The following is a 19,237-nucleotide window of genomic DNA, read 5'->3' as shown; positions in this document are numbered from 1 at the left end:
GTAACGTGAAGTGGGGGTCACTTGATGATGACGTAATCGGCTGCCTGGCTGCGGCGGTCGATCAAGTCGCATCCGATCAAGCGCTCAATGGTCTCGATGGCGGCGCTAGAGTCGCGGCCGCGACCGTCTTGGAGGCGGAGCTTGCCGTCCTCTTCCCACCAGACCTTGGTGGCGGCCTGGCCTACGTCGAGATAGTGGCGCTTCATGGTGCCCTTCTGCCAGGCTGAGACAGATTGGACGCCGGCGGTTTGCTGGATCTGCTCGAGGGTGATGGTTTTCATGGCTAAGCCCCTTTGGCTATCGGTCGGCCCCTATGGCCTTACCGTTGTACCTAGTTTAAGGTACAAAACAAGCATCGTCAACCACTTTCTGCGCTGTGACCTCGAAAAAGTCACAACACCCTGGGTTACGGAATTAACCATCTATTCCGGATACCCTTTATAACCCCAGTAACTCTATTTGGTCCGATCAACCCGTATCGATCTCGAGCGAGAGCGTGGTGGTGTAGCCGGTGTCGCTCATATCGTGCACGACCTCGGTGATCAGCCAGGGCGTGGCGTCGATCTCGGCCTTGAAGTCGCGCAGGGTGACCGGCGTCTCGGGGTAGAGGTCGGCGCGCCCCTCGGCGAGAACCAGGCTCATCTCGGCCAGGCCGCGCTGGATGCGTTGCCATTCGGCGGTGGCTTCCTCGGTGGCGTGGTCCGCGTTCTCGTAGGTGGGGCGCAGGCGCTTGGCGTTGCCGGTGTCGCCGATGACGACGCGCTGGCGTTCGGCGGTTTCCAGGCTCGACCAGTAGGCGATGACGCCGGTCCAGGACTCGCGGTCGCTGGCGATGTAGCGGTGGCGGTCGCCGACGTCGCGGCGCAGGGTGAGTCCGGGGATCCTGGTGCCACCGGCGGTCTTGCCGGTGCCCTTGGGGAGGAACAGCAACTGGCCGTTCTTGGGGGTGCAGGTGGCATCGAAGCGTTCGGCCAGGCGCGTGAGCAGGTGCATGTCGCTCTCGTCAGTTTGATCAAGGTGTTCGATGAAGATGCCGGCGAGCGCCCCGCCGATGCGCGGGCTCAGGTCGAGCCGGCCGGCGAGGTCGCCGACGATCATGCCCAGGTACTTCTTCTGCCAGCTGCCACAGCGCTTGGCCGGGTTGTCGATGCGCAGGTCGGCACTGCGCGCGCGGATGGTGAGCGTGTCGGGGGCGCCGGCGTGTTCGACCTCGTCGACGATGTAGGTGCCGCGATCGATCAGCCCCTGGTCCTGGAAGCCGAGGGACAGGCCCAGCCGGGCCCCTTTGCGGGGGATGGCGAGGCGGCCGTCGTGGTCCTCGAGCGTGAATTCGAGCTGGTCGGCGTCCATGGCGCGCTTGTCGACCAGGCGCAGGCGTTGCAGGCGGGCGTCCAGCGCGGGGCTGATGGACATGCCGAGGCCGGAGATCAGATAGCCGGGCTTGCGGGCGGGTTTCATGGCTTAGACCAGACGGGTGATGGCTTGCAGGGTGGCGGGGGTGATCTGGCCGAACAGGCTGGCGTTGTCCTCGTCGACGCGCTCGAGGGTGAGGTCGAATTCGATCTGTTGCGCGGCGCCGTCGCGCATGAAGGCGCTCTTGCGCTCGTTGATGCGGTGCAGGACGAACAGGCCGTAATGGGTGCCGGCGCCTTCGATCAACGGCCAGGCGTTGCCCTCGGCGGCCATCTCGCGCAGTTCGTCCAGGTTCTGTTGGCCGCCGGTGAACGCGGGCAGCAGGGTGCCGGTGAGGGTGATGGTGTCGTCGCCCGGGCCGAGAAACTGGCGGGCCGGGCGGCGGCCGACGCGCTTCTGGGCTTCCTGTCGCCAGCTCGAGGCGCGCTGCAATTCCTGATAGGCGGCGGTTTCGAGGCCGAACACGAACATGCCGTAGGTCATCATCATGGCACGATGCTCCTAGTCGATATCGTTGAAGGCACTGCGCCGGCGAACGCCGCGATCCCGCGCGGCGTCGTCGAGGGCACGCTGGACCTCGGCGGCGACGTAACGGGCCAGGGCGCGTTCGTCCATGCCGGGTGCGGGCTGGACGTTGATGTCGCCGATGGTGATGTTGACGGTGTTGCCGCCGGACGATTGCAGCGGGGGGCGGCGGTCGATCGCCAGGTCGGCCACGTCGGGCCGCTGGATACGCAGGTCCGGCAGCGTCGGCAGGCTGGGCCGTCGGATCTCCAGCGCCGGCAGGTCGGGGAGCGTCGGCGGCTGGATGGCCATGGCGGGCAGGGCGGCGGTACCCAGGGCCATGCCGGCGCCGGCGCGCTTGAGATTGCGGGCCAGGCCATCGACGGCACGCAGGGGCTCGCGCTGACGATCCTGCAGGCCCAGCGTCAGGCCGTCGACAGTGTGCCGGCCGTACTCGGCGAACACGCGCGAAGGAGAGCGGATGCCGAGCTTGTCCTTGAACCAGCCGCCCACGTTGTCCGCCATCTCGCCGGCGGCATCCACTGCCGCCCCTGCGCCGTCCTTGATACCTTTACCCACGCCGCTGGCGACGTCCTTGCCGGCTTGCCACATGCTGCCCGGCAGTTCCTTGAGGTAGGCGATAGCCTCGTCCCACTTGGCCTTGAGCTGGCCCATCAGGTCCCAGGCGGCGACCATGTCGCGGATGGCGTCGATCGCCTTGCCGGGCAGTGACGTGAACCCTTCCCAGAATTGCATGGCGCCGTTCTTGATGACGTCCCAGGCGGCGAGGATGGCGTCGCCCAGCGTGCCGAGCCGATCGGGCACGTCGACACCGAGCTTTTCCAGCCCGGCGATGGCGGCCCGATAGATCAGCCCGATGGGGTTCCAGTTGAGCAGCAGCCGGATCACCGCGCCGGCGCCGTCGTCGAAGGCGGCTTTCACGTCGGCCCAGCGATCGCGGAAGAACTGGCTGATGTCGTCCCAGTTGCGATAGATCAGGTAGGCGGCTCCGGCGATGGCGGTGATGGCCAGGCCGATGGGATTGAGCAGGAACATCCGGCCGACCAGCGCGAACGTGCGGCCCAGCCAGAGCAGGGCCTTGCCGATCGCGGGAATGGCGCCCTTGGCGAGCTTGAGCAGCTTGCCCCCCGTGCCGCCGGTCTGAATGCTCAGCAGCGCGAGCCCATAACGGACGGTGACGATGGGGCCGAGTATAGAGGCCATCATGATCGTGAAGGCGCCGCCCACGGCGACCAGGATGGCGAGGCCTGCTGCGGCCTTGGCGATGCCGCCGGCGAGCTCCGGGTTCTCCTTGATCCAGTTGCCGACCGCGCGGGTGATCGCGGTGACGTTCTGGATCAGCTCGCGTAGCGGCCCCTCGTTGGTATCGGTGATCGAGATCCCGACTTCCTCCCACGCCGACTTGAGGCCCTTCAAGTCGCCGCCGATGTTGTCGGCCATGGTCTTTGCCACGCGGCTGCTTTCGCCGGCGGCGTTCTCGAGGATGCCGACGAACCGCTCGACGCCGGCGGCGCCCTGCTGGTCGATCAGCTCGGCCATGCCGGCGCCGGGCTCCTCGCCGAAAATGGCCTTGAGGTAGCCTGCCCGGTCGGCGTTGCCCATGTTTTCGGTCGCGCGGGCCACGTCGGCGAGGATCCTGGGCACGTCGCGCAGGTTGCCGTCAGCGTCTTGCGCGTTGATGCCGAGTGTCTCGAGCGCGCCGGCGGCCTTGCCGGTGGGCGCGGCAAGGCGCGTCATCATCGCGCGCAGTGTGGTGCCGGCCTGGCTGCCCTGAATGCCGACGTTGCCCAGCAGGCCGGCCATGGCCGCGGCCTGCTCGAGCGAGAGCCCCATCGCCTTGGCCTGCGGGGCGACGTACTTCATCGACTCGCCGAGCATCTCAAGATCGACGTTGGCGCGCGTCGTCGTGGCCGTGAGGACATCGCCGACACGGCCCATCTGGTCCGGGTCGAGCCCGAAGCCGCTGAGGATGTTCGAGCTGATATCCGCCGTGCGCCCCAGGTCCATGTCATTGGCGAGCGCCAGATTCAGCATGTCCTCCATCGCGGTGTGGATGGCATCCGGCGTGAATCCCGCCATGGCTAGGAACGCTTGCCCCTGGCCGACTTCGGTCGCGCTGAACGCGGTGCTCGACCCCAGGTCCCGGGATTGTTGGCGCAGGGCGTCCATGCGCGCGTCGTTCTTGCCCAGCCGGGTGAGCGCTTGCACCTGGCTCATCTGTTCGAACCACTCGACGCCCGGGGCGAGTAGCCTGCTGCCGGCGTAGAGCGCGGCGCCGCCGGCGGCCAGGCCGGTCATGCCCGCGCCGCGTGCCGCGTTGATTCGGCCCATGCTGCGGTCGAACTGCTGGGACGCCTGCTGCGCTCGGCGCTGTTGTGCGGCGAGTTGCTGCAGCTTGCGCTTCTGTTCGTCGACTTCTCTGTTGGCCTCGCTGATCTGCTGGCTGAGATGCTGCTGGGCTTGTCCCAATTGCCGGGTATCAACCCCGGATTGATCGAGTGTCGATCTCAGTCGCTGGAGGGTCTGACGTTCGTCGTCATAGCGCCGGCTGAGCTTGCGGGCCTGCTCGATCGCCTTGCGCCGTTCGGCCGCCAGTGCTGCGCTGTCGCCCTGGTTGTCCTTCATCTGCCGTGACAAACGCTTGATGCGTTCCTGCTGCTCGCGCAGGGCCTGGCCGGTGGCATTGGACTGGTTTTTCAGCTTTTTGAACGCGCTGACGTCTTTTTGCACGGCTTGTAGCCGTTTGAGCTTTTGACGTTGCTCCTTGAGGGCGCTCGATGCCGCGTCCGTCGAGCGCTGGATCGCCTTCATCGGGCGGGTCGCCTGGTCGATGGCCCGGAGCATCACTTCGAGTTTCAGGTCGCGGGCCATCGGCGGGTCCTATCGTGGCTTGGATGGTTCGTGGCGGCGGCGGGCGCGTTCGCGCCAGTCCATGAGTTCGACGAGGGGCATGTCGTCCATGTCGGCGGGCGCCCAGTGGAACACCATGGCGAGATCCGCCATGGCGTCGTCGACGTGCTCGGGGAGCGTCAGTCGTTCTCCACGCGGGCCGACCTCGGCAGCAAAAAACCGGCGACCACACCACCCAGTTGGACGAGGTCGGCGGGGTCCATGTCGCGGATCTCGGCCTCGGTGAGCGCGGGGTCGGTGATGCGCGGCAGGACCTTGGTCAACGCCTGCACGTCCATCTGCAGGACGTCGGTCAGCGCGACGCCACGCAGGGCGCCGGACTTGGGTTTGCGGACGTGGATCTCGGTGATCGAGGTCTTGCCGCGGGCGATCGGCTCGTCCAGCACGACGGTCTCGACGCCGGTCGTCTGGTTGGGCTGTGCCGGAGTCTCGGGGGTGGATGCTGCGTTTTCCATGAGCGTGTTCCTGGTCAGTCAGATGGTGGAATGAGCCCCGGCTATCCGGGGCGGTGGCGGGTTAAATGCCCAGGGCCTGGCGGCGCTGCGCGAGGCGGTCTTCGCCGCGGACCTTGAACACGTAGCCCGGCCGGTCCATCTCGACGATTTCCTCGCCGTCCACGGTCAGCTTGTAATAGCTGAGCGTGGTGGTGACCTCGCCGGTGGTGTTCTCGCCCTTGCTGGCGTCGCCCATGCCGATGGTCTTGTGGCGGCCGCGCACGACGATCTCGACGGCGACGGTGTCGCCGGTCTCGTCGGACTCGTAGGCGCCGGTGAAGCGCAGTTGGGCGGCGTCGTGGACCGGCGAGCCGAAAGTGTCGAACAGGCCGTCGACGATCAGGCCGCCGGGCGTCCATGTGAACTCCTGCAGGTTGGCGCCCATGTCGACTTCGATGGGGCCGTCCATGCCGCCGCCTTCGTACTCGACCATGCGGCGTGCCAGCTCGGGCAGCGTGAGTTTCGTCACCTGCCCTTGCCAGTTGTTGCCGTCGCCGAACAGGTTGAAGTCCTTGAGGATCTTGGGGATGGCCATGGGAAGCTCCTATCAGGCGGCGGCGATGCGCTCGGCGAAGTCGACGAGGTAGCGGTCGGTGATGCGCTGCTGCAGCAGCAGGTTTTCCAGCGGCGGTACCGGGGTGTAGTCGTAATCGATGTAGAGCTTGCCGCTCTTGAGCACTTCCTTGCTGTTCAGCGTCTCGTCGAACCATGCGCCGCCGTCGATCAGGTAGCCTTGGCGCTTCAACTCGCGGAACTTGGCATTGATGCCCTCGACGATGTCCTTGACCAGGCTGGGGTGCATGGGCTTGTCGACCGCCCACAGGTGCGCTTCGGCCATGGTATCGGCCAGTACCTGTGCTGTGCGGGTGTAGGACTCGAAGGCGAACAGTGGGTCCTCGCTGCAGGTGCGCGAGCCCCAGAAGCGAAAGCCTGACTTGTTGATCAGCGTGGTGACCTCGGCGGCGTTGAGCACACCGGCATCGGTGGCCGGGTCCTGGAGATCCCAGAACACGTCCGCGCTGATGCCGGTGACGCCGTTGACGGGGACGTTGGAGAGCGTCTTGTGCCAGCCGATCTCGTTGTCGAGCCGGGCGCGATGGCCGAGCGCCTTGGCCACCGCCGACAGCGGCCGGGTCTCTTCGGCGGTGGTATCGAAGGCCTCGAAGTCGGGCCAGATGACCATGCCCTCACGGGCGCCGAAGTTCTCGCGGTACATGACCGCTTCCCCGACGGTCTGGCAGCCCTGGGCGCTGACGTAGGCGAAGGCGCGCAGCTTCTGGGCGATAGCGATCAGCTCGGCGGCGACGCTTTCGTTGTCGAGTTCGGGCACGCCGAGGATGCGCGGTCGGACGCCGAAGCGCTGCTCGGCGGCGAGTAGGGCCTGCATGCCGGTCTTGCGGCCGGTGGTGTCGTCGACGCCACCGATCAGGTTGGCGGTGGTTTCGGCGTCGTCGGCGCCGGCCTCGACGCGGACCACCACCGCCAGCGCGCGGGTCTCGGCGACGATGGCGCGCAGCGAGCGGGCCAGTGTGCCGTCGGTGCCGGCATTGCCGAGCGCGGCATACAGATCGGTGACGAGCACCGGGGTGTTGAGCGGGAAAGCGTCGGCGTCGGCATCGGCGGACGTGGCCACCAGCCCGATCACGGCGGTGGATACCGTGCGAATCGGCCGGGTGCCTTCGTTGATCTCGATGACCTCGACACCGTGATGGTAATCGGCCATGGGGGCTCCTGCGGGGTGAGCGTTCGAGCTGTCATGCTTGCCCGCGGGGGAGCGAGTCTCCAGCACTCGCGGTTGTAGATGGCCGATCTACAACGCGCGAGTTACGAGTTACCAGGTGATGGTGTCGATGGTCTCGAGGGTGGCGGCCTGGATCTGCGCGGCGAGTTGTGCCTCGCGTTCGATCAGTTGCGAGCGGCGCGCGGCGATGTCGAGCAGCGCCTGGCGGACGTCGGCGACGGGATGATCCGCGTGAAACTGGTCATCGCTGTCTTTCCATGATGGAAACGTGTTGAGGCTTTGCGCATCGGCGAGATCGACGGCTTCTCGAAGCGCCTGGCGGTTTTCGGGGTCGCCCCCGTAGCGGATGCCGTTGAGCGTGATGCCCTGGGCTTCGGCGGCTTTGCGGGCGTCCTCGATCTCGCGCCGCTTGACGTCCTGAGCGTCGGCGAGGCGTTGGGCCAGCTCATCGGCAGTGTAGTCCCGCACGCTCCACGCCTGCCGCCACTCGCCATCCTCGCCCTTCTCGAACCCGGAAGGCTCGACGACATCACCGGCCGGCGGCTCGCTATCTACGACATACGCGCGCGGCGGAGCGAGTTGGGCCAGGGTCTCGGCGGGCGGATTGCGGGGAAGCGGGATGCCGGTCGCTTGGCTGATCTTGCGCGAGGATTCGAGTTCGTGGGTTTCAGTGTTGATGATCATCTATTACTCCACTTAGATGCAGAGAGTCGAATTCGATAATGAGTTGCCCGTAGCCAGTTCCGTTAGCCACGCATCACCGGAATTCTTAGCTCGCCCAACGACACTGCCATTTTTAGAAGAGTAATATACTTCGTAGCCCAAAGCGACATCGACACCGTAGGTCGAAACCTCGGTGGTTGATGCGGTCATGGGTCCGTAGGCGCCTAGGTAGCCATTTGAGTCGATTGAGTTTGTTTGGATCACATTACCCTCGCGTGTCACATAAATGTTTGGGGTTTCTCTCGACTTCCTGGCAAATTTCTTTGGTATATTTCCGTTACCATAGTTACCTTGGTAACTAAAAGAAGAGTTGAACGCTCTCACTAAAGAGCTATTGGTTATGAAATGAAACCCTGAGCCGTTGAATGCGACAAGCTCATCGTAGGTGTATGATGAAGTGTTAGCAATCAGTGTCTGAAGAGACGCTGCTGCGCCATTTCCATAAGTATCGAAATAGTAGAGATACTTCAGAGTATTTCCAGCAAAATATACCCGAAGCCCGTCAGTGCTCAGGCTATTAACGGCTGTTGCTCCTTCGGCTTTTTTGAACCCGATTGTACAAGTGAGGTCCGGCCCCCGCCACGCACCGAGAACATACGTGCTACCATCGTGAGCAGCAAAGTATATTTCTTTTATTTTCCCGTCAGAGTCCCTTGTCTCGCATATCTCACCTGGCTTCACAACAAAACCCTGTGCCGCAGACGACTTCTGAACAAGCTCAAGGGTGTTTACATCGAACTTGTAGAGGTCTTTTGCATAAAGATCCCAAAGATAAAGATAATCATCATCTTTGACCATGTAGTTTGGAGCGATGCCGGCGAGTGCTGACCCCGTTAAATCGGACCACTTTCTTTTTGTTAGAACTCTACCATCAGAACGGTCAAGATAAGCAATCCCGTATTCTGGCCCCGCCCCTCCGAAATCAATGAGTGTCGCCACCGCAACGAAGTCTTTGAAAGAGTTCTTTCCGCGCGCCCCCATCAACATCTCAATCATTGCTTCATTCCCACGCTGCCCCGCCAATACGATCCCGTCCACCACAAAAGGTACTGGGTCCAGTACGCTCCAGCCTCGGGCACTTCGCCGCTATCCCAGTAGGCCGCACTCGGCAGCTGCGTGAACGACAGCCCCGCCGCGCCGACGGCAAAAACGATCACCAGCATCGATCGATCCTCAGGCGCGTTATCAAAGTTGACCGTGCGCAGCGAGCTGTTGCCTACGAGCGCTACCTGCGGGCCGGCTGATAGATCGAGGTCAATAGCCGTCGAGGCGTGGGCCTGGTAGTTCCGATTGACGGCGAGGTCGTAACGCCCGAGCGCGGCCGACGCGGTACCGGCGGTAAGGGCGGCCTGGATATCGTCGGGTACGTTGCCCACGGCGGACTGGCCGTCGTCGTTGACCGTCGGGTAGTCGCCGGCGCGGGCGAGATCGCCCGGTCTCAGGGCGGTGATGGCCAGGTTGTCCAGTTGCTCCTGCCAGCCGGCCTCGGCCAGCAGGGTGGCGATGGCGTCGGCATTTTCCTGTGCGCTGTCGCGCAGCTCGTCGATCTCGGTGAGCGTCGCCTGGGCGCTGGTGTTGGACTGCTGGCGAATGGCCTGGATCTCGCCGAGCACGCCCTGGGCCTGGGCCAGAATCGGGGCGATGTGCTCGTCGACCAGGGTCTGGGCGATGCCGTCGGTAGCGGTCTGGGCCTGGGCGAGGATGGCGTTGACCTGCGCGATCACCGGGGTGAGGTGCTCGTCGACCAGGGCGACCGCGAGGCCGTCGGTCTCGGTGCGCGCGGCCTCGAGCAGGGCGTCGACCTCGTCGGTGAGCGGGCGGATGTAGTCGTCGATTCGCCGTAGCCCGAGTTCGCGCAACTGGGCGACCTGGCTGTCCCAGTTGATGCGCACGCGCTCGAGGGCGTCCAGTCGTGAGTCGAGATCCGCCCAGATCGGGTTGAAGTACGACTGGCCGAGACGGGTCACCCCGTCGCGCATCTGGTAGTTGGGCAGTCGGGTGGCCATGCTCGCTCCTTACAGCGCGATATCGTAGCGTTCGGCGACGTGGAATCCGACGAAGGGGTCGGTGGTCGCGCCGTCGATGCGAATGGCGTAGGCCGTGGCCGGCGCGTCCAGAGTGAATCGGGATTCCAGCCAGTGGCTGCGGCCGTCGACGCGCTCGGTGATCTGGCCAGTAGCGGCGACCGCGGTGCCATCGACGATCAGGGCGACGTCCACGGTGTGCACGTCGGGGACGTAGTCCTCGACCAGGGTGCGCACGATCAGGGTGTCGCTGGGGGTGTCGAGGGTGCGCTCGGTGGAGTAGTGGCGGAACGCTGTGCCGTGCTGAGCGAGCTTGACCTGGCTGCCGTTGAGCTGCAGGCCGGGCATCAGGTCGGTGGTGCCGGTGAAGACCACGCGCAGCGGCAGCAGCGCGGGCGAGACGTCGAGCGCTTCGGCGGTGCCGGCTTCGATGGTGTACCAGACACCGCCGATACGGTACTCGAAGGCAAGCTCGGTGCCGTCGGGGGTGAAGCCCTGGAACAGCATGTCGATGTCGTGGATGCCGCCGGCGAGCTCGAGGGCCTTGAGCTGGATGGCGACGCGGGGCGCGCGGAACTTGGCGAAGTTCAAGCGCATCATCAGGTCGCGGTCGCTGGCTTCGATGAAGAACTCGCGGTCCTGGCTGTAGCAGAGGATGCCCTGGGTGTATTCGGTGCCCTTGGCGAAGCCGACGCGGTGCGCACCGCCGGAGGTGACGACCAGGGCGTAGCGCTTGCCGGCCTCGATGAACACCGGGCGGTCCCAGGGGATGCGTTGCCAGCCGGCGGCCAGACCGTCGGCGGTGAGGGTGGCGGCGGCGAGCACACGGTCCATATTGGGCTGGCCGTTCTTGACCGCGGTGAGCATGACAGTGACGGCGCCGTCGTTGGCCACGCTGGTGAAGTACAGCTCGGCGCTGGTGTGCCAGCCGGTCTGGGCCGACAGGAAGGTCTGGCCGATGATGCTGCCCTGCACGGTGTGGGTTGTGGTCTCGGCGTCCCAGTAGGGTTCCTCGTAGTCGTCCGCCCAGAACTGGGTGATGCGCACCCAGTGGGTGAGCCCGCCGGGGCCGTCGCGATTGCCGTGATCGTCTTTGACCTCGAAGGTCTCGCCGTCCTTGCTGAAGATCCCGCTGGCAATGTCGTAGTTGCCGCTGCGCCAGAAGCTCGAGTTGGTGCATACGGTGCGCGTGGCGCCGTAGCGGATACGCTGCCGGGTCATGGTGCGGCGCACGGTCTCGACGGTCTGGTACTGGTACTGGTTGATGGTCATTTCGCCGGCGCGGGTTTCCAGGCGCAGGCGCGGCTGCTCATCGAAGCGTGGCAGCAGGAAACCGTCATCGCTGAGGCTGGCCGCGCCGTCCAGCGGGTTGTCGATGGCGAGCTGACTGGTCGCGGTGGCCCCGGGGGCGAAGCGGATGCCCTCGTCGAGATAGGCGCTGTAGTCGGCCGGGCTGTCGTCGGTCTCGCGAGCATCGAGGTAGTGATCGGCGCCGTAGAACACGTAGTCGTCGGGCAGCTCGAGGCGCTCCTTGACCTTGGCCATGTCCATGCCGAGCTGGATGGCCTGCTCGATCGTGGCGCGACGATTCAGGCCATCAGCCAGGCCCGCGATGTCGGACTGAATGTGCGCGATACGCGGCTCGGCGGTGGTGATCCAGCCTTCGACGGTGCCCAGCCGGCCGGCGACCTGGTGCAGGTTGGGTAGGCGGCGGGTCTCGGCCAGCACGATTTCCTGGATGCCCGAGCTGTTGAGGCGGACCTGGGCGATCAGGGTGTAGCCGGTAGGCGGCTCGGGCTTTTCGGGGGTGGGGGATTCCAACCCCTGGGCGATGTGTACCTCGGCGACACGGGCGCGCTGCATGGCGACCGTCTGTGGCTCGACCTCGCGGGTCTGCAGGTCGACCAGGAAGTCGCGGGGCTCGAGGTTGGTCTCGATCTCCTGGCCGACCACGGAAACGGCCAGCCACTTCTCGTCCTGCAGGGGCAGCAGGCCGAACACGCTTTTGATCTGCGGCGCGTCGATGGTGTAGACGCGGCCGTCGCTGCCGTCATAGAGCCGGCCGGCGGCGATGTTGAGTTCGGTCGCGCTGGACGACGACACGCTCATGCCGGTGTAGTGGCGCTCGCCGGAGATCGCGTCGTGAATGACGTGCGACAGGGCGTCGTCGCCCCACTGTTGGGTGTTGTCCAGGTCGGTTGCCTGGAGTTCCTGACGGTCGCGGTAGATGACCTGCTTTTCCATGGGGTGCTCCGGTTATCGCTCGATGATCTGCCCGGCGGTGTAGTCGCCGGCGACGAGGGTCTGGCGGGCCAGCAAGGGGCTGGTGTGTCGGGTGTCGATCAGGATCTTGTCGGCCTCGGCGCGCATCCACGCCATGGCGTCCAGCGTCGGGGTCAGGTGTTGGCCGGCGCCGCGGTCTGCTGGCATCAGCGAGCCGATGTGGCCATCGAGATGCAGGGTGGTCGAGCGGCGCGCCGGCACGCGCACGCGGGCCTCGACGTGGAACGCCGGCATGCCCAGCCGGGTGGCGCCCAGGTGCGCCGGGCTCGCGGTGGTGCGACCCTGGATGTCGGGGTCGTGCAGGTAGCTGCGCCGGTAGTAGCGGGTCTCGCTGTCCAGCCGGGCGAGGTGCTGGCCGCCGACCGGCAGGCCGGTGAGCTGGGCACGCGGACGCGGCGCGCGCTCGCCGACGATCTCGACGTCGGTTGAGAGCGGCTCGAGCGATGCCGTGGTGGTGCGGATCGATAGCGAGGCCGTGGCGTAGCGGTAGGCCTGCTGGTCGACTCGATAGAGCCGTTGCCCGGCGTGGAAATTCGCGGGGTACCCGCCCAGCCACTGGCCGCAGTGCAGGCCGACCGAGCGACCCGCGCGGGCCACTTCGAGGGTGGCGTTGCCGGTGGCGTCGGTATGGCGCCACTCTCGCGAGGTCAGCTCGGTCTCGGTGCCGTCGGGCCGCCACAGCGTGGTGCGAGACGTGGCCCGGAACACGGCATCGCTGCGCAGCGCGGGCTCGCTGGGCTGACCCACATGGGCGTGGCCCAGCATGAGGGACTGGGCGACCGTGCGCGCACGTCGCGGGTAGATGCGCAGTTGCGGCATGGCGGCCAGCCAGTCGCGCCGCGATTGGGCATCCCAGTAGCCGAGAAAGGTCTTGGCCGGCGGCGTGATCAGGCGCGTGACCTCGCCGGCGGTCAGGCGGGCACCGGCGCGCAGCCCGGCGGCGGTGCCGATCAGGCCATGCAGGCGGCGACTGCGCGCGATGATGTCGCGGCGCGCGCGTTCGTCGTCGGGCCAGATCGGGACGTTCTCGCCCCAGGCCAGCCAGGGCAGCAGCTCGGCGGGGATGCGCTGGGGATCGTAGAGCGTGCGCAGGATCTCGGGCGAGACGTCCGAGGTGGTGGCCTGGGCGACCCGACGAGCCTGGGCGGTGGCGTTGGGTGGCAGCAGTGGCGCCAGGTGGTCAGTCATCGCGAACCTCGACACGCAGATCGATCTGGGTGCAGACGGCAATCTGGCCCGCGCCGCGCGCCAGGGTGTCGGCCGGGGCGATCAGCTCGACGGTGCGCGCGCCGTCCGGGAGCAGGGCGGCCTGCAGTGCCGGGCGATGGATGTCGACCCGAAAGGCGGTGGCCTTGAGATAGGCATCGAGCTGGGTGCGGGCGGCGGCGAGCAGGCGCTGCGGATCCGGCCCGCGCGGCACGACCAGGGTGGCCTCGATGCGGTAGGCGAGGATGTCGGCCACGCCGACGCGCAGGTCGACGCCCACCGGCTGGACATCCTCGGCCTGCAGGCGTTGCTTGGCGGCGCTGACGGCCGTGCCGGTCGCCGGCCCGACGATGGTGGCCAGTGCCTGGTTGCTGGGCTGGGAGAACAGGGCGCGGCCGATGGCCAGTTGCTCGAGCGTGACGTCGGCCTGGTTGACGGTCTGGCGAGTGAGCAGGGCGATACGTACCACGCCCGGACGCTCCTGCCAGGCATCGACCTGGACCACATCGGGGTGGGCGTCGAGCGCGACACGGCGGTAACGCTCGGCGGGGCCCGCGGCGGCGACCTGGTAGAACGCCAGTTGGGTGCGCTCGCGCAGGCGCTCGTCGCTCTCGCCGGCGAGGCGTTGGGTCTCGTAACGCCCGGCGACCCCGTCGAGGTCGGCGCCGAAGTTGGCGGCCAGCATGCCGGCGGCCGCGGCTTCGTTGATGCGCTGACGCAGAACCATCTCGCGGTAGGCGTTCTCCTGCAGGTACTTGGTCAGCGGCTCGGACTCCAGGGCGAGCAGGTCGGCGACGGCCGCGCGCTCGTCGGCGGGGTAAAGTTCGAGCAGCCGGGCCTGACGGTCGGCGAGGATCGCCTCGAAGTCGATGTTCTCGACGACGGCCGGCAGCGGCAGCCGCGACAGATCGATGGGCGTGGTCATCGCAGCGGGACCTCCAGGGAGACGGGTTGGCCCTCGACGGTCTGGGCGTCGATGATCAGCGAGGCGTGGCCGGGCTGGCCGGCATCGATGCGATGGCCCAGGGTGTTGACGCGGATGCGTGGCTCCCAGCGGGCGAGCGCGATGACCGCGGCGGCGTACAGGCGCAGCAGATTGGCGTCGTTGAGCGGTTGGTCGATGATGTCGGGCAGCAGGGAGCCGTACTCGCGGCGCATGACGCGGGTTCCGAGCGGCGTGGTCAAAATGTCGGCCACGCTTTGCTCGATGTGCGCGAGGCCGCCGAGCGCCGTGCCGGTGCGGTCGTTCATGCCCGCCATCACACCGGCCCCTTGCTGATGCTCGATCCCGACATGACGCCCTTGTGGCGGTGCGTGTCGCCGATGTCGGTGCCGTTGTGGGTGACGGCGCCGCCGGCGATCGACAGCTTGCCCTGGATCTTGGTGTCGCCATCGATCGTCAGCCCGCCCTTTGCGGTCAGCGTCATCGCCGCCTCGGTAGTGACGGCTATATCGCCCTGGGCGGTGATCGTGGCGGACCCGGGTAGCGTGGCCTCGAGGTGCGAGCGCTCGTGGTCATAGACCAGCGTGGCACCGTCGGGCAGCTCGACCATGGTGACGTTGAGGTCGTGCGTCGGTGTCGGCGGGGGCAGCGCCTTTTGGTAGATACCTGGCATGACGATGGCCCCTTCCAGAATCCCTCCCGGGGCGATCACCAGTACTTGCTCGCCGGGCGTCGGCGGGTTCCAGGTGCGGGTCGTGCCCACGCGCGATTCCCGCCAGTGCAGCCAGCCGGTGGTGATGTCGCCGGTGGCCACGCGCACGCGGGGCGGTTTGTAGTCGGGCGGCGGTGCGCCGGGATCGATCTCGCTCACGGTGCCGATGCGAACGATGTTGTGGATCAGGCGCAGCAGTTCGGGGGACGTTTGCATGTGGCCATGCTTGCGCGGCCCGGCGGTCAGCTCTAGCGCGGGTGGTTGTAGATCGGCGATCTACAACGTGTCGAGGTGGTCGATGACGCCGTCGAGGATGCGCTGGCGATCGGCATCGGTGATGCCGACCAGGCGGCGTTCGGGGTAGTCGTAGTAGGGCCCGTCGCGATCGACGCGGGCGCGCAGGCCCTCTTGGTGGATCCGGGCGATGTGGGCGACACGGCCGACGAAGCCGACCTCGGCGGTGTCGCCCTGGGCGCGGGCCTTGAGGTACTTGGCCGTGCGGATCTTCGCGAACATGGCCTTGCGCCGGATCGCGCCCTGCTGGGCACGGTATTGGGGCTTGCGGGGCGCGAACGGCGTGCCGTCGGGATTCTGCTGGGCCTTGATGCGCTCGCGCTGGCTGCGGCGCAGGTCGAGCGCGACACGCCGGGCGAGCTGGCGGCGCTGGCCGGCATCGAGCCGCGCGAGCAACGGGGCGACCCAGTCCTCGAGCGCCTGCAGGTCGTCACTCATGTGCCGCGCCCCACTCGGCGATCAGTGACCAGTCGCGATGGGTGGCCGGGTCGCGGATGAAGACCTGCCAATGCGACGCCGGGCAGGCATCGATGGGGTACTCGGGCATGAGGTGCTTGACATCAATGCGGCCTTGCTCGCAGTCGACCAGCGCGACGACGCGCTCGGTGAGCATGACGGTCAGGGCGAGATCCCAGCGGTCATTGGCGAGGATCTCGGCTTCCAGGGTGACCGCCTCGTCGGGGGTGAGGTCGGGCTGGTAGTGGGCGAGCCACTGCAGCAGCGGGACCATCACGGTGTCGAGGGTGCCGCTGTAGTCGGTGAGTACGATCTGGGCGGGCACGCGGTACTCGTGGGACAGGTGCTCGCCACGGTGGAAAGCGACGCGGCCGTCCTGGATGAACATCAGCAGCCGATCGGGATCATTGGCCAGGCCGGGGATGCTGGCGAGCAGGTGATTGCGCAGGGCGGTGAGTTTTTTCATCGCGTGTCGACCCTATCCAGCAGCCCCGGACCGGTGCCCTTGATGCGGCCGGCGGTCTTCTCGATGCTGCGCCCGGCGATATAGCCGCCGATGCCGATCTTGATCGTCTCCCAGAGGAAGTCGGGCAGCTCGAGCTGCAAGCCGACCCCGAACATGGCGCCGAGGTAAGGCGCGATCAGGTAGTTGTTGGCGATGATGGCGACGATCACCAGCATCAGCAGCGGTCGCCAGTTGCGTTGCAGCCAGGACTCGCCGGTGGCCTCGGCGAGGATGATCTTCATCCGTGCCTGCAGCGTGGCGTCCTGCTGGTCGATCAGTCGCCGGCGAAGTTCGGCCTTGAGTCGGTTGGCCTGATCCTTGTCCTCGACGGCCTTGTCGATGACGTCCATGACCGGCTCGGCGATGGTGCCGATCAGACTGCTGATGAGGTTCATGCGGCAAGTTCCTCCTGTAGAGCCAGCGCATGGCGGCGAGCGGCAGCGGCGAGGCGGCTGTCGTAGTCGTGCTTCGCGTAGGCGGGTCCGTTGTAACGCTCGGCGAAGACTGTCCAATGACGGCCCCTCAACGCGTCGTGCAGGGTGGGGTCGGCCTCGATGAAGCGCACGAAGGCCTCGAGCTGGCTGGATTCGGATTCCTGCATATTCGCGACAAATGCGTGAATCGACGCATAGCCTAGCCGGTGCCAGTGATAGCCCATGATCTGGAACAGCCCCCAGGAACAGGACTCCAGCGCCGAAGCGTCGTCGAGGTCACGGGCACGATCGAGCCGTTGCCACTCGGCGATGCCGCCGACGTAGCCGCCGGGCCTGCGGTTGACCAGGTCCGGTTGCAGGCGTGCGATCGGCTCCGGCGGGATGCCGTGCAGTCGCAGCCGGCGGCGCATGATGTGGCGTTCGTAGAGGATCGCCGGGCGGTCGACGGCGAAGAAGCCCCGGCCGCGGGACTCGACTTCGTTGACCGCCATGACCGCGGCAAGATCGACGTCGAGGCGGTCGGCGGCCTGCTCGAGGTCTACTTGCTTGAGCGTCTTGGGCAGTGGCCTGCCTTGCAGGGCGGCGCGAGTCTTGGGGCCGGCGAGACCGTCGACGACGAGGCCGTGCCGACGTTGCTCGGCACGAACGGCGACTTCGGTCTGGTCGCCGAACCAGCCGTCGACCTCGATCGCGTGCCCGGCACGCGCCAGGTCCTGCTGCAGCGAGGTGACGCGATACCCGTGATCACCGTGACGCAGGATCATGGGCGAGTCTCCTCGAGGCGGCTGACGCGTTGCTTGAGTGCCCGGACGTCGTCCTGCAGGGCGCCGATCTCGCGGCTGGCGTCGGCCTTGCGGTAATAGAGGTTGCTCCAGTCGCGCAGATCGCTGCGCAGACTGGCGATCTGCGCGCCCTGGTAGGTGATGCGTTCGCGTAGTGCGGCGCTATCCTCGCCCAGCGAGACCAGCTTGAGACCGGCCCAGCCGAGCAGGGCGACCAGAATCAACTGGATGCCGGTCTGTAGATGCCGCTCGAAGACGTTGGGTTTCACGTTTCGATCCTCGGTTGCCTCTGACATGGTTTCCTCGGTCAGTCCTGCGTCTCAGTCCCACAGCTGCACGACATCGGTGCGCTGCGGTGGTATTGGGTCATCGGGCAGCATGACGGGCGTGCCCTGGGGGAGCGCCGGGCCCAGCTCGGCCAGGCCGGGGTTGAGCGTGAGCACCTGCTCGGTGATGCCGGCGGTGCGCCCGAAGACTCGGTAGCAGAGGGCGTCGAGCGGCTCGCGCTGATGGGCATGGACGATGCGCGGCATCAAATCAGTTCCACCGTGGTGTGCGGTTCGCCGATGATCTCGGCGACCGCCCAGCGGGCATCACGACGATAGTCCTCGGCGGCATCCGCCTTGGCCTCACCGCGTTCGTCGCCGTCCTGAGTCGCGCTGACCTCGCGGTATCGCTCGAGCAGTTGGGCATGCGCCTCGGCGTAGACGGCGCGGACGTAGAGCAGCGAGTGGTGCCCGCTGATCTGCCAGTCCTCGAGGGGCACGGCGTCGGCGGTGGTGTGGCCGGCCTCGACCTGCTCGCGCTGCCAGTCGGCGAGCTGCCGGTTGAGGCTGGCCATGGCGATGCGCAGGGCGGTCAGCACTCGCGGTGTCGTGACGGTGGATTCGACGCGGTGCTCGCTGCGAAACGTGTCGGGATCGATGGCGGGCCAGAAGCCGTTGTTGGCGATCTCGGGGGTTTCGGTGGCGGCGGTGCCGTTGCCGTAGGCGACGAGTGACATGGCTGGCCCTCAAGAAAGGGGGTGGGTCGGGATCGACGAGATGAGGCCTATGGCCCGCTCTCCCCCGACGCCCCCTTGGCGTCGGCGTGCGACTCGGTGGCCGATCAGGCGTTGCCCTGATCGTTGGCGTTCTTGATCTCGCGCTCCAGGCGTTCGATGTCCTTCTTCACCCCGGCGCGCTCGTTGAGCGCGAGGGCCGCCTGCAACTGCTCGAGGGCATCGTCGGGCCGGCCCGCGTCGCGGTAGGCGTAGCCCAGCGACTTGTGGAGCTTGGCGCGGATCTCGTCGTGCATGTCGTGATCGGCGACCAGGGCGTCGGCACGCTCGAGCAGATCGACCAGGGCCGGAGCATCGGCGCCTTCCTCGCCGAGCATACGCAGCGCCTGATCGGCGATCTCTTCGGCGATCAGGCTGGCGGTGTCACGCTCGTAGCGGTCGGGCGTCTGCAGGTCGTGCTTCATGGCGTACTCGGCAATGTCCAGGGCACCGGCGAGGTCGCCAGTGTCGATGCGCCAGACGAGCACGGTCATCAGCACGTCGTCCTGGGCGCCGTTGCCGCCCTCGAGCACGCCGGTGATGTAGGCGTCGAACTGGGGCAGCAGCTCGTGCTTCTTGGCGATCTTGGCCTGCACAGACTTGATGGCCTTGAGCGTGCGGCGGGCCTCCCAGAGCGCGGCGGCGTGCAGCTCGTACTGCTCACCGTTCTGGGGCTGGCTGGGGTCGGCGGTCCCCGCCGCCTGGGCGGCGGAGACTCGCTGGAAGTGGCGGCGGGCTGGGCTGTGCATCGCT

23 protein-coding genes are annotated in these 19,237 nt (G+C 66.7%); all 23 read right to left on the bottom strand.

From position 1 onward, the window contains the following. Positions 1–17 precede the first annotated feature (17 nt). Positions 18–281 carry a hypothetical protein gene (locus KGR00_RS18785; RefSeq protein ID WP_224424486.1) on the bottom strand — a complete coding sequence of 88 codons (264 nt, stop codon included), beginning with the start codon at positions 279–281 and terminating at the stop codon, positions 18–20. A 187-nt stretch (positions 282–468) separates the two neighbouring features. Beyond that, positions 469–1,458, bottom strand: coding sequence for a contractile injection system protein, VgrG/Pvc8 family (locus KGR00_RS18780; RefSeq protein WP_224424485.1), 990 nt, complete (start codon positions 1,456–1,458; stop codon positions 469–471). 3 nt (positions 1,459–1,461) lie between these two features. Continuing rightward, entirely contained in the window at positions 1,462–1,902 is a 441-nt protein-coding gene (locus KGR00_RS18775; protein ID WP_224424484.1) for a phage tail protein, read from the bottom strand. Between the two features lie 12 nt (positions 1,903–1,914). Further along, a complete protein-coding gene (locus tag KGR00_RS18770) occupies positions 1,915–4,809 on the bottom strand; it encodes a phage tail tape measure protein (RefSeq protein WP_224424483.1) in 2,895 nt (964 codons plus the stop codon). 158 nt (positions 4,810–4,967) lie between these two features. Further along, on the bottom strand, positions 4,968–5,303 hold the full coding sequence (locus tag KGR00_RS18760) for a phage tail assembly protein (RefSeq protein ID WP_224424482.1): 336 nt from the start codon (positions 5,301–5,303) through the stop codon (positions 4,968–4,970). Positions 5,304–5,364: 61 nt separating this feature from the next. Beyond that, positions 5,365–5,877: a phage major tail tube protein gene (locus KGR00_RS18755; RefSeq protein ID WP_224424481.1), complete on the bottom strand. Its 513-nt coding sequence runs from the start codon at positions 5,875–5,877 to the stop codon at positions 5,365–5,367. Positions 5,878–5,889: 12 nt separating this feature from the next. Then, the gene (locus tag KGR00_RS18750; RefSeq protein WP_224424480.1) at positions 5,890–7,065 is read right to left on the bottom strand and encodes a phage tail sheath protein; all 1,176 of its coding nucleotides are present in this window, start codon (positions 7,063–7,065) and stop codon (positions 5,890–5,892) included. Positions 7,066–7,173: 108 nt separating this feature from the next. Beyond that, positions 7,174–7,767, bottom strand: coding sequence for a DUF4376 domain-containing protein (locus tag KGR00_RS18745; RefSeq protein WP_224424479.1), 594 nt, complete (start codon positions 7,765–7,767; stop codon positions 7,174–7,176). A gap of 12 nt (positions 7,768–7,779) precedes the next feature. Further along, a complete protein-coding gene (locus KGR00_RS18740; RefSeq protein WP_224424478.1) occupies positions 7,780–8,802 on the bottom strand; it encodes a hypothetical protein in 1,023 nt (340 codons plus the stop codon). Further along, entirely contained in the window at positions 8,799–9,812 is a 1,014-nt protein-coding gene (locus KGR00_RS18735; protein ID WP_224424477.1) for a hypothetical protein, read from the bottom strand. The genes KGR00_RS18740 and KGR00_RS18735 overlap by 4 nt, the downstream gene beginning before the upstream one ends. Before the next feature lie 9 nt (positions 9,813–9,821). Beyond that, positions 9,822–12,074 carry a hypothetical protein gene (locus KGR00_RS18730; RefSeq protein WP_224424476.1) on the bottom strand — a complete coding sequence of 751 codons (2,253 nt, stop codon included), beginning with the start codon at positions 12,072–12,074 and terminating at the stop codon, positions 9,822–9,824. Between the two features lie 12 nt (positions 12,075–12,086). Beyond that, complete coding sequence (locus tag KGR00_RS18725) at positions 12,087–13,301, bottom strand: phage tail protein I (RefSeq protein ID WP_224424475.1); 1,215 nt, start codon at positions 13,299–13,301, stop codon at positions 12,087–12,089. Next, on the bottom strand, positions 13,294–14,244 hold the full coding sequence (locus KGR00_RS18720; protein ID WP_224424474.1) for a baseplate J/gp47 family protein: 951 nt from the start codon (positions 14,242–14,244) through the stop codon (positions 13,294–13,296). Before KGR00_RS18720 ends, KGR00_RS18725 begins: the two co-directional genes overlap by 8 nt. After that, positions 14,241–14,579, bottom strand: coding sequence for a GPW/gp25 family protein (locus tag KGR00_RS18715; RefSeq protein WP_224424473.1), 339 nt, complete (start codon positions 14,577–14,579; stop codon positions 14,241–14,243). Before KGR00_RS18715 ends, KGR00_RS18720 begins: the two co-directional genes overlap by 4 nt. Continuing rightward, positions 14,579–15,190 (bottom strand): phage baseplate assembly protein V, encoded by a 612-nt coding sequence (locus KGR00_RS18710; protein WP_224424472.1) that lies wholly within the window; start codon positions 15,188–15,190, stop codon positions 14,579–14,581. The genes KGR00_RS18715 and KGR00_RS18710 overlap by 1 nt, the downstream gene beginning before the upstream one ends. 60 nt (positions 15,191–15,250) lie before the next feature. After that, positions 15,251–15,706 (bottom strand): phage virion morphogenesis protein, encoded by a 456-nt coding sequence (locus KGR00_RS18705; protein ID WP_224424471.1) that lies wholly within the window; start codon positions 15,704–15,706, stop codon positions 15,251–15,253. Continuing rightward, entirely contained in the window at positions 15,699–16,190 is a 492-nt protein-coding gene (locus KGR00_RS18700) for a phage tail protein (protein ID WP_224424470.1), read from the bottom strand. The genes KGR00_RS18705 and KGR00_RS18700 overlap by 8 nt, the downstream gene beginning before the upstream one ends. Next, complete coding sequence (locus KGR00_RS18695; RefSeq protein WP_224424469.1) at positions 16,187–16,624, bottom strand: 3TM-type holin; 438 nt, start codon at positions 16,622–16,624, stop codon at positions 16,187–16,189. The genes KGR00_RS18700 and KGR00_RS18695 overlap by 4 nt, the downstream gene beginning before the upstream one ends. After that, positions 16,621–17,427 (bottom strand): N-acetylmuramidase family protein, encoded by an 807-nt coding sequence (locus KGR00_RS18690; protein WP_224424468.1) that lies wholly within the window; start codon positions 17,425–17,427, stop codon positions 16,621–16,623. Before KGR00_RS18690 ends, KGR00_RS18695 begins: the two co-directional genes overlap by 4 nt. Further along, positions 17,424–17,714 (bottom strand): hypothetical protein, encoded by a 291-nt coding sequence (locus KGR00_RS18685; protein WP_224424467.1) that lies wholly within the window; start codon positions 17,712–17,714, stop codon positions 17,424–17,426. The genes KGR00_RS18690 and KGR00_RS18685 overlap by 4 nt, the downstream gene beginning before the upstream one ends. Positions 17,715–17,765: 51 nt before the next feature. Next, a complete protein-coding gene (locus KGR00_RS18680) occupies positions 17,766–17,978 on the bottom strand; it encodes a tail protein X (protein ID WP_224424466.1) in 213 nt (70 codons plus the stop codon). Then, entirely contained in the window at positions 17,978–18,448 is a 471-nt protein-coding gene (locus KGR00_RS18675; protein ID WP_224424465.1) for a head completion/stabilization protein, read from the bottom strand. Before KGR00_RS18675 ends, KGR00_RS18680 begins: the two co-directional genes overlap by 1 nt. 104 nt (positions 18,449–18,552) lie before the next feature. Then, positions 18,553–19,233, bottom strand: coding sequence for a phage terminase small subunit (gpM, locus tag KGR00_RS18670; RefSeq protein WP_224424464.1), 681 nt, complete (start codon positions 19,231–19,233; stop codon positions 18,553–18,555). Positions 19,234–19,237: the final 4 nt, after the last annotated feature.

The sequence above is a fragment of the Modicisalibacter sp. MOD 31.J genome, from assembly GCF_020147985.1.
In the GTDB taxonomy this organism is placed as follows: Bacteria; Pseudomonadota; Gammaproteobacteria; order Pseudomonadales; family Halomonadaceae; genus Modicisalibacter; species Modicisalibacter coralii.
This window is presented reverse-complemented; position numbering and strand designations above follow the sequence as displayed.

Coding starts and splice junctions, on each gene's coding strand:
- KGR00_RS18695 (WP_224424469.1), bottom strand. CDS start 16,624: ATGAACCTCATCAGCAGTCTGATCGGCACCATCGCCGAGCCGGTCATG.
- KGR00_RS18785 (WP_224424486.1), bottom strand. CDS start 281: ATGAAAACCATCACCCTCGAGCAGATCCAGCAAACCGCCGGCGTCCAA.
- KGR00_RS18730 (WP_224424476.1), bottom strand. CDS start 12,074: ATGGAAAAGCAGGTCATCTACCGCGACCGTCAGGAACTCCAGGCAACC.
- gpM (WP_224424464.1), bottom strand. CDS start 19,233: ATGCACAGCCCAGCCCGCCGCCACTTCCAGCGAGTCTCCGCCGCCCAG.
- KGR00_RS18700 (WP_224424470.1), bottom strand. CDS start 16,190: ATGAAAAAACTCACCGCCCTGCGCAATCACCTGCTCGCCAGCATCCCC.
- KGR00_RS18770 (WP_224424483.1), bottom strand. CDS start 4,809: ATGGCCCGCGACCTGAAACTCGAAGTGATGCTCCGGGCCATCGACCAG.
- KGR00_RS18750 (WP_224424480.1), bottom strand. CDS start 7,065: ATGGCCGATTACCATCACGGTGTCGAGGTCATCGAGATCAACGAAGGC.
- KGR00_RS18710 (WP_224424472.1), bottom strand. CDS start 15,190: ATGCAAACGTCCCCCGAACTGCTGCGCCTGATCCACAACATCGTTCGC.
- KGR00_RS18775 (WP_224424484.1), bottom strand. CDS start 1,902: ATGATGATGACCTACGGCATGTTCGTGTTCGGCCTCGAAACCGCCGCC.
- KGR00_RS18715 (WP_224424473.1), bottom strand. CDS start 14,579: ATGGCGGGCATGAACGACCGCACCGGCACGGCGCTCGGCGGCCTCGCG.
- KGR00_RS18725 (WP_224424475.1), bottom strand. CDS start 13,301: ATGACTGACCACCTGGCGCCACTGCTGCCACCCAACGCCACCGCCCAG.
- KGR00_RS18720 (WP_224424474.1), bottom strand. CDS start 14,244: ATGACCACGCCCATCGATCTGTCGCGGCTGCCGCTGCCGGCCGTCGTC.
- KGR00_RS18755 (WP_224424481.1), bottom strand. CDS start 5,877: ATGGCCATCCCCAAGATCCTCAAGGACTTCAACCTGTTCGGCGACGGC.
- KGR00_RS18690 (WP_224424468.1), bottom strand. CDS start 17,427: ATGATCCTGCGTCACGGTGATCACGGGTATCGCGTCACCTCGCTGCAG.
- KGR00_RS18780 (WP_224424485.1), bottom strand. CDS start 1,458: ATGAAACCCGCCCGCAAGCCCGGCTATCTGATCTCCGGCCTCGGCATG.
- KGR00_RS18740 (WP_224424478.1), bottom strand. CDS start 8,802: ATGATTGAGATGTTGATGGGGGCGCGCGGAAAGAACTCTTTCAAAGAC.
- KGR00_RS18680 (WP_224424466.1), bottom strand. CDS start 17,978: ATGCCGCGCATCGTCCATGCCCATCAGCGCGAGCCGCTCGACGCCCTC.
- KGR00_RS18675 (WP_224424465.1), bottom strand. CDS start 18,448: ATGTCACTCGTCGCCTACGGCAACGGCACCGCCGCCACCGAAACCCCC.
- KGR00_RS18760 (WP_224424482.1), bottom strand. CDS start 5,303: ATGGAAAACGCAGCATCCACCCCCGAGACTCCGGCACAGCCCAACCAG.
- KGR00_RS18705 (WP_224424471.1), bottom strand. CDS start 15,706: ATGAGTGACGACCTGCAGGCGCTCGAGGACTGGGTCGCCCCGTTGCTC.
- KGR00_RS18745 (WP_224424479.1), bottom strand. CDS start 7,767: ATGATCATCAACACTGAAACCCACGAACTCGAATCCTCGCGCAAGATC.
- KGR00_RS18735 (WP_224424477.1), bottom strand. CDS start 9,812: ATGGCCACCCGACTGCCCAACTACCAGATGCGCGACGGGGTGACCCGT.